The sequence below is a fragment of the Sulfurovum sp. genome, from assembly GCF_041551015.1.
Classification (GTDB): Bacteria; Campylobacterota; Campylobacteria; order Campylobacterales; family Sulfurovaceae; genus Sulfurovum.
In genome coordinates, this window is the sequence record NZ_JBFENQ010000007.1 from 19571 (window position 1) to 27385 (window position 7815).

The 7815-nt window shown below is 37.1% G+C and carries 8 protein-coding genes; all 8 read right to left on the minus strand.

What is annotated here, in order from left to right:
• Positions 1-82: 82 nt before the first annotated feature.
• Complete coding sequence (gene dxs, locus ABZC96_RS01030) at positions 83-1885, minus strand: 1-deoxy-D-xylulose-5-phosphate synthase (protein ID WP_373028443.1); 1803 nt, start codon at positions 1883-1885, stop codon at positions 83-85.
• 4 nt (positions 1886-1889) lie between these two features.
• Positions 1890-2102, minus strand: coding sequence for a hypothetical protein (locus ABZC96_RS01035; protein WP_373028444.1), 213 nt, complete (start codon positions 2100-2102; stop codon positions 1890-1892).
• Positions 2099-3193 (minus strand): histidinol-phosphate transaminase, encoded by a 1095-nt coding sequence (gene hisC, locus ABZC96_RS01040; protein ID WP_373028446.1) that lies wholly within the window; start codon positions 3191-3193, stop codon positions 2099-2101. The genes ABZC96_RS01035 and hisC overlap by 4 nt, the downstream gene beginning before the upstream one ends.
• A gap of 34 nt (positions 3194-3227) precedes the next feature.
• Positions 3228-4286: a chorismate mutase gene (pheA, locus tag ABZC96_RS01045; protein WP_373028448.1), complete on the minus strand. Its 1059-nt coding sequence runs from the start codon at positions 4284-4286 to the stop codon at positions 3228-3230.
• Between the two features lie 23 nt (positions 4287-4309).
• Complete coding sequence (gene lysA / locus ABZC96_RS01050; RefSeq protein ID WP_373028449.1) at positions 4310-5521, minus strand: diaminopimelate decarboxylase; 1212 nt, start codon at positions 5519-5521, stop codon at positions 4310-4312.
• Between the two features lie 96 nt (positions 5522-5617).
• Positions 5618-6700: an LptF/LptG family permease gene (locus ABZC96_RS01055; protein WP_373028451.1), complete on the minus strand. Its 1083-nt coding sequence runs from the start codon at positions 6698-6700 to the stop codon at positions 5618-5620.
• Positions 6697-7269 carry an aminoacyl-tRNA hydrolase gene (gene pth / locus ABZC96_RS01060; RefSeq protein WP_373028452.1) on the minus strand — a complete coding sequence of 191 codons (573 nt, stop codon included), beginning with the start codon at positions 7267-7269 and terminating at the stop codon, positions 6697-6699. The genes ABZC96_RS01055 and pth overlap by 4 nt, the downstream gene beginning before the upstream one ends.
• A gap of 20 nt (positions 7270-7289) precedes the next feature.
• Positions 7290-7814, minus strand: coding sequence for a 50S ribosomal protein L25/general stress protein Ctc (locus ABZC96_RS01065; RefSeq protein ID WP_373028454.1), 525 nt, complete (start codon positions 7812-7814; stop codon positions 7290-7292).
• Position 7815: the final 1 nt, after the last annotated feature.

Genomic DNA, 7815 nt, shown 5'->3' on the forward strand with positions numbered 1-7815 from the left:
TGTCACTGAACTTAAAAAAAATATTCAAAATATCTTTTTTAAATCCAATTTCATACTGTAGGGAAAACACAGGGGTCTGTCCCTACAGTATTCGTTTTGCCAATTGCTCCGGCAGAATTCCCAATGACTCTTCCACCAACTTCGTATTTCCATGTGTTATAAACGTATCATCATACTCAAATGAAGTTAATGAAACATCATCAATACGATTTTCACTTAATAACTCCAGTAGAGCAGATCCAACTCCACCCATTTTCGCAGAATCAGAAAAAACAAACCATTTTTTGTATTTTGCACTTAAAGCCACAAGCATCTCTTCATCCAATGGCTTTACAAAACGCAAATCTAACACTGCAGGGTTTGCTTCTACAAGTTCAGCCACTTCTTCAGCACGTCCGACACCATTACCATATCCGATAAAAAGTATCTCTTCACCCTCTTTCAGTAACACAGACTTTCCTAACTCATAAGCTGGGCTTTCTCTGTCTTCAGCCAAAAATGCCCCTCTTGGGTATCTAAAAGCACAAGGATGGTCATACTCTTTGGCAAATCTCATACAGAGTTTCATCGTTGTATCATTGTAAGGTGCAAGCAGTGTCATATTTGGTATACCTCTTAAGTAAGAGATATCAAAAGTACCCTGATGTGTCTCTCCATCTTCTCCTACAATACCTGCTCTATCCAATGCAAAAGCGACACCTAGATCCATAAGCGCTATATCGTGGATGACTTGATCGAACCCACGCTGTAAGAATGTTGAGTAGATCGTACAAAATGGTTTAAACCCTTCTTTTGCCAATGGACCCATAGAGGTCACAGCATGTTGCTCTGCTATGGCAACGTCCCAAAAACGCTCAGGGTACTTTTCAATAGCAGCACTTAAGCCCGTACCACTTGGCATAGCAGCTGTCACACCCACCACTTTTTCATCTTCATCTGCAAGTTCTACCAAAGTATCAGAAAAAATAGCTGTTGCTGCCTTGGCACCAGCCTTTTTAGGTGCTTCACCTGTTTTAAGATCAAAAGCACTTACCCCATGCCAATGCTCTTTGGTACCCTCAGCTATCTCATAGCCTTTCCCTTTAGTAGTTTGTGCATGAACGAGCACTGGTTTACCTAGCGCTTTAGCTACTTTCATCGTCTCTATAAGGGACTCAATATCATGTCCATCTACAGGACCTATGTACTCAATACCCATCTCTTCAAACAAGATACCCGGCGTGATGAGCTTGAAAGATTCTTCAAATCTTTTTGCCATATAGCTTGCACTTTCTGGTAAATGATCAAGAACTTTTTCTACTTTACCTTTAAACTTCTGATAAAATGAACCGGCCATTGTTTGAGAAAGCAGCTTAGAGATGGCCCCTATAGGTTTAGCGATACTCATTTCATTGTCATTCAAAATGATCACTACAGGGTATTTTCTATCACCCAATTCATTGAGTGCCTCATACACCATTCCAGCACTCATACTTCCATCGCCGATGAATGCAACAGGTATTCTATCTTCGCCTTTAAGTGCTATAGCTTTGGCTGCACCTACTGCCAGTGAGATAGATGTCGAACTGTGTCCCGCCACATAGTAATCATATTTTGACTCTTTGGGTTTCGTATATCCGCAGATACCTCCAAACTGACGCAGCGTATCAAACCTGTCCCATCGATCTGTCAAAAGTTTATGTGCATAAGCCTGATGACTTACATCAAATATAAAAGGATCTTTCTCTACATCAAAAACCTTATGCATAGCTACGATAAGATCTGTTGCACCCATAGTAGAACTCAAGTGCCCACCATTTTTACTTACCGTCTCCAATATCTTTTGTCTGATATCTTCTGCTAAAGTATTGAGTTCTTCTATAGAGTGTGCTTTTATATCTGTCATCTTTTTATTTTCCTAGTAAATATGCACTAAGCAGTTTTTTTGTGAAAACTATCTGTGCATCATCATACGCTAAACCTAAATCATCAGCTAAATCTTTTAGCTCTTTTTTCGTAACTTTGTTCATCATACTGTGCTGAACTTTATATTGGGTAAAATCATCTAAACAAAAAGGCTTTACCTCTACTTCATTTGCTTTTACGATCTCAACTCTTTTCAAGCTGTCACTTCTAAAAAATGTTTAAAGAAAACATCATTTTGTTTTTCCGTACCTATGGTAATTCGAACCGCATTCATGCCATAAGAAGCCAGATTTCGGATGATTACACCACGTTTAAGCAGTGCATCGGATATCTCTGTAGAATCCATATTCTCATCAAACAGATAAGTGATAAAGTTGGTATAACTCTCTATGTAGTCAAACCCCTGCTCCTCTGCAAAGGTTTCATAACGTTTGATCTGCTCTTGATGCAAAGCGATAGAATCTGCTACAAAATCATCGTCTTTACACGCTTCAATAGCAGCAGCCAAGGAGAGTGTAGAAATATTAAACGGAGGACGCATTTTATACAGTTCGTGAATAAGCTCAGGTTGTGCTATACCATATCCTACACGCATACCACCTAATCCGTAAGCTTTTGAAAAAGTGCCAAGATAAATGACATTTTCAAACCCAAGCAGATCATTAGGCGTGATAGCATATTTTTCATCTTTCGCAGCAGCATACTCCATGTAAGCGCCATCTACTACTATAAGTGTCTCTTTATCTACTACATCAATCAATTTTAAAACATCTTCTCTACTTGTTGCATCACCTGTTGGATTGTTTGGTGTACAGAGGTAGATGATCCTTGGTTTATGCATACGGTAGGCTTCCATAAACTCATCATACTTATGTTCATAGCTTGCTGTACGGATAATTTTCGCACCCATCTGTTTGGCATATATCTCATACATCGCAAAAGTCACTGCAGACATAAGTACAGAAGAGTTTTCATCCAAAACGGCACGAGAGATAAATTCTAAAACCTGATCTGACCCCGCACCAATGATAATATTCTCATCTCTTACACCATATTTTTGTGCAAGTCCATTTTTTAATTCAAACATACTGTCATCAGGATACAAGTGTGCCTTATTGGCATTTGCCACTATAGCTTTTGCTACTGCAGGACTTGTCCCTATAGGATTTTCATTTGAAGCCAACTTTACTACATCTTCAGAAGCGATACCATATTCACGTACTACAAGTTCTATAGGTTTTCCTGCTTCATAGATTTTAATATCATCTAATACTTTGTTAAATCTCATTATGATTCTTCTCCATTGTTACTTACTACTGATTTTAAATATCATCTATCTCTTTAACATAAGAGCCTAATACTTTAATTTCATCTTTATGTTTCTCTAAAATAGGTTTGATATGTGCATCATCTTTATGTCCATGAAACTCTATAAAGAAAATGGACTTCCCCTCTACGATATGTGACTTTATTTTTGTCAAATTCACATGTGCCTCTTCAAAATCATTAAGAAAATTCACTAAAGAACCCGGTTCATTTGAAAGTCTTACAAGTAAAGAAGTTTTATCATTCCCAGAAGCCGCATTTTCAAAGTCAGAGATAATGAAAAACCGTGTTCTGTTATTGCTATCATCCTCAACATTATTAAAACGTATAGGCAGGTTATTTAACTTTGCTGCTACTGCTGGACAAAGTGCTGCTGCAGTTTCATCCTTTAGGGCAAGTTTTGCAGCTTTTACTGTAGATTCCACTGGAATATGTTCAATTTCATCTAATCCTAGATCCTGTAAAAACTTACGACACTGTCCAAAAGCGATATCTTTAGAATAAATTTTTGTAATCTTTTTGATATCATCACTGACTGTAGCAAATGCCAAATGCACATCTATACAAACTTCTGCAATAATTTTAAGATCGTACTCATCCAGACAATTAATGGTGTCCGATACAATACCGTTAGAAGAGTTTTCTATAGGAATCACACCAAATTTAGCTGTCCCTTTTTTTACTTCACGAAAAATACCAGGTATAGAACTGATAGGCAAGTATGCACTCATTGCACCAAACTTACTCTCGGCTGCTTGGTGCGTGAAGCTTGCTTCAGGTCCCAAATACGCTACACCTTCAGGAAGCTCAAGATTTCTGGCTACGGCAAACATCTCCAGAAAGAGTGCATCTATTGCAGCATCCGTAAGTTTGCCCTTATTTTGACTTTTCAAACGATTTAGAATAGATTGTTCACGTTCAGGACGGTAAATAGGTGCACCTGTCGTATTTTTAACCTCACCTACCTGATGTACCAATTCCATACGTTCATTGTAAAGTTTTAACAATGCATCATCGATATTGTCTATCTTGTCTCTTAGCTCATCTAAAGTCATATTCTAACCCTGCCTTTTTTGCTTTACTTTTCTAAATACTCAAGCTCTAAGCGTACCTGATCTTCATACGTTTCACGTTTTCGGATGAGTCTGTCTTTTCCGCCTTCTAATGCTACTTCTGCAGCTTTTGCACGCGTATTGTAGTTACTTGCCATAGTAAATCCATATGCACCTGCAGAGTGGATAACAATGAGATCATTATGCTCAAGAGGAGGAAGAGGTACATCTTTACCAAAGAAATCACCACTTTCACACACTGGACCTACCACATCAGCTGATGTTTTTTCACCCTCTTTGAGTACAGCTTCTATCTTATGATACGCATTATACAGGCTTGGACGGATAAGGTCATTCATCGCTCCATCTACAATAACAAAACGTTTCCCGTCATTGACTTTTTCATACAGTACTTTAGTGAAGAATGCCCCTGCATTGGCTACCATGTAACGACCCGGTTCACAAAGCAGTGTCACATCAAGCCCTTTGGTTGCATCAAATATAGCCTGTGTATATGCCTCAGCCGCGATAGTTACTTCATCATCATACACCACACCTATACCACCACCGACATCAAAGAACTTAATGTCGATCTTAATCGCTTTAAGTGAACGTACCAAATCCGCTACAATACCACATGCCTCACGTATAGGTTCTATCTTTGTGAGCTGAGAACCAATGTGAAAATGTATCCCTACTGGATTAAGGAACTCTGATTTATTTGCATAAATATACATACGTTTTGCCATATCGATCTCTACACCAAACTTATTTTCATGTAATCCTGTTGAAATATATGGATGTGTTTGAGGATCGATATTTGGATTGACACGTATAGAGATACGTGCTTCTTTGCCCAACTCTTTAGCCACCATCTCCACACGTTTCATCTCAGCTTCACTCTCTAAGTTAAGAAGTAAAATATCTTGTTCCAGTGCCTCACGGATCTCATCATCACGCTTTCCAACACCAGAAAAAATGATCTTATATTTATCTACACCTGCAGTAAGTGCACGTTTTACTTCACCTATACTCACACAGTCAGCACCTGCACCAAGCTTAGCCAAGTGTGCGATAACAGAGAGGTTTGAGTTTGCTTTTACTGCGTAATTGATCATAGATTTTTTACCTGAAAAAGCATCTTTTAGCGTGGTATATCTATTTTCAATATAATCAAAATCATAAATATACAAAGGCGTACCATATTTATCTGCCAATGTTTTATAATCAATATCCATTTATATTATCCTATTTTGCTCAACACTAGTGAGTCTATTTTAAGGTGATTTTATCTAAAAGTTGATTAAAAGGTACATTTGAGTGCTACAGGGGTGTCAAGTAAGGCTTCTTTCATCTGTAAAATAGATGTAAATGGCATAAGCCCATAAAAGAACTATAGGTAATATAGCTGTCAATTCAGGAAGTAAAATACCGTTTGCTGCCATCTGACTCAAACCAAACAATATGCCCCAAATTACAAATGTTGCAGCCAAAGAAAGTGCTATCACGGTACCCATATTCATCATTCTTGCATGAAAAGGGAGTTTGAAAAATAAAATAAGTAATAAAGCTATAGAGAAGAGTGGTACTACTATCTTATCATACAATGATGATCTGATCTTATTTGAACTTATATTTTGTTTATTTAGTAAGTTCCATGTCGTATAGGCATCTATAATATTTAATGCTTTACCCTCATAAAGTGATTCTATGATCTTAGGTTTATAGCCTTCTAATGTTTCTATACGCTCTTTATGTTCTACTGTGTATCTTTTTAATTCATTTTTTTCATAGATGTGTGTTTTGAGTGTAGCATCATGTGCGGTCCATATTTCACCATCAAATGTTGCTATAGGAGCATTTATCGTATAACGTACCTGATAGCCTTCTACTTTAAAAATCGTAATATCTTCTATCTTTTTTTCTATAGGATCAAGCTTTGTAATATAGACAAATGTATCATTATATTTGAAAAAAAGGTCATTCACATTATAAGCACCCAATTTATTTTCAAGAAGGAACTCTGCTTTATCTTTTGCATAAGAAAACTGTGTAGTATGTAAGATTAAAAAAATCAGATATGTTAGAGATCCTACTGTGAACAATGGTATAAAAAGTCTTTTTTTATCGTATCCAAATGTATGGAATGCTCCCATCGTATTATTTTTAATCAGTGAGAGTTTCGTCATAATAAGTGCAAAAACAATAGCCAAAGGGTAGAGCAACCCCAATGCCTCTTGCCACATGTAGAAAATATAGAGTATTTTATAATTTGAAGAAAGTTCCAGTTTCTGTACATGTTGAAAATAATCAATCGCAGCAAAAGAAAAAGAGAGACCAAACAATATAGAGAGTAGATTTTTAATATACAGTTTAGCCAAATATCTGAAGTGCAATGAAGGATTAAACAAACTCATAGCGTTAAACCTTCTATGGATTTCAGACTGTACTTTGACTTCACTTCAATCAGTTCTTCTGTAACCAATACTTTACATGCTTCTGTCACATGTGCTATCAGTCGATCCAGCATAGTAGCTTCCTCTTGGGAAAAGTCATGCAAGACATAGTCTGCTACCTGTGACTTATGCTCTGGTTTACCCACACCTACCCTTACACGTAAATACTCTTTTGTTATGTGTGTATCGAGAGATTTTAGTCCATTGTGCCCGCCATGGCCCCCACCTCTTTTAAAACGTACCGCACCAAAAGGCAGATCAATATCATCATGAATCACAATAATATCTTCAAGTTCTACTTTGAAAAAATGTTTTACAGGCTGTACAGATGTTCCTGAAAGATTCATAAATGTGGTAGGTTTTAAAAAAAGTGAATTGGCAGCGCGATAAAGCTTGCCGTGAAAAGAAGTTTTGGAAATATCTCTAGCGTTAAAATCATTGACAAGCTTGTCAATGACTTTAAAACCGATATTGTGTCGTGTATTTTCGTATTGTGATCCTGGATTACCTAGACCTACGAAAAGTATCACGACTGTGCTTTCATACTATATTATTTAGCTTTGATTACACCACAGATAGCAACATCTGGTCTGTCCATCATTTTACAGTTTGCTGGTACTTCAACATCTCTAACAAGGATAGAGTCATCTCTGTTCAATGGTTCAACATTAAGATCAAATTTAGCTGGCATATCTTCGATAGCGCCTCTTACTTTTAATCTCTTTTTAGACATAACAAGTACACCTTTGTTTTTAAGACCAACTGGTGTTCCGTGAGTGATTACTGGTACAAGGAAGTTTGTTACTTGACCTGGTACTGCTACTCTTAGATCTACGTGAGTTACATCACCGTTTACCGGGTGTAGTTGATACTCTTGAATAAATACATTGATCTCTTTATCGCCAACTTTAACTGGGAATGCAAGTGCCTCTTTTTTTCTTACAGTTCTTGCGAATTCACCACGTTTAAATGCAGCGTTGATATTTTCAACACCATTTGCATAAATGTTTGCGATTAGATAACCATCTCTTTTAAGCTGCTTTGCATTACGCTTACCGATACTCTCTCTAACGATA

What these genes read in the sequence shown, in the direction of transcription:
- dxs (WP_373028443.1), bottom strand. Translation starts at nt 1,885, where the DNA reads ATGACAGATATAAAAGCACACTCTATAGAAGAACTCAATACTTTAGCA.
- hisC (WP_373028446.1), bottom strand. Translation starts at nt 3,193, where the DNA reads ATGAGATTTAACAAAGTATTAGATGATATTAAAATCTATGAAGCAGGA.
- pheA (WP_373028448.1), bottom strand. Translation starts at nt 4,286, where the DNA reads ATGACTTTAGATGAGCTAAGAGACAAGATAGACAATATCGATGATGCA.
- lysA (WP_373028449.1), bottom strand. Translation starts at nt 5,521, where the DNA reads ATGGATATTGATTATAAAACATTGGCAGATAAATATGGTACGCCTTTG.
- ABZC96_RS01055 (WP_373028451.1), bottom strand. Translation starts at nt 6,700, where the DNA reads ATGAGTTTGTTTAATCCTTCATTGCACTTCAGATATTTGGCTAAACTG.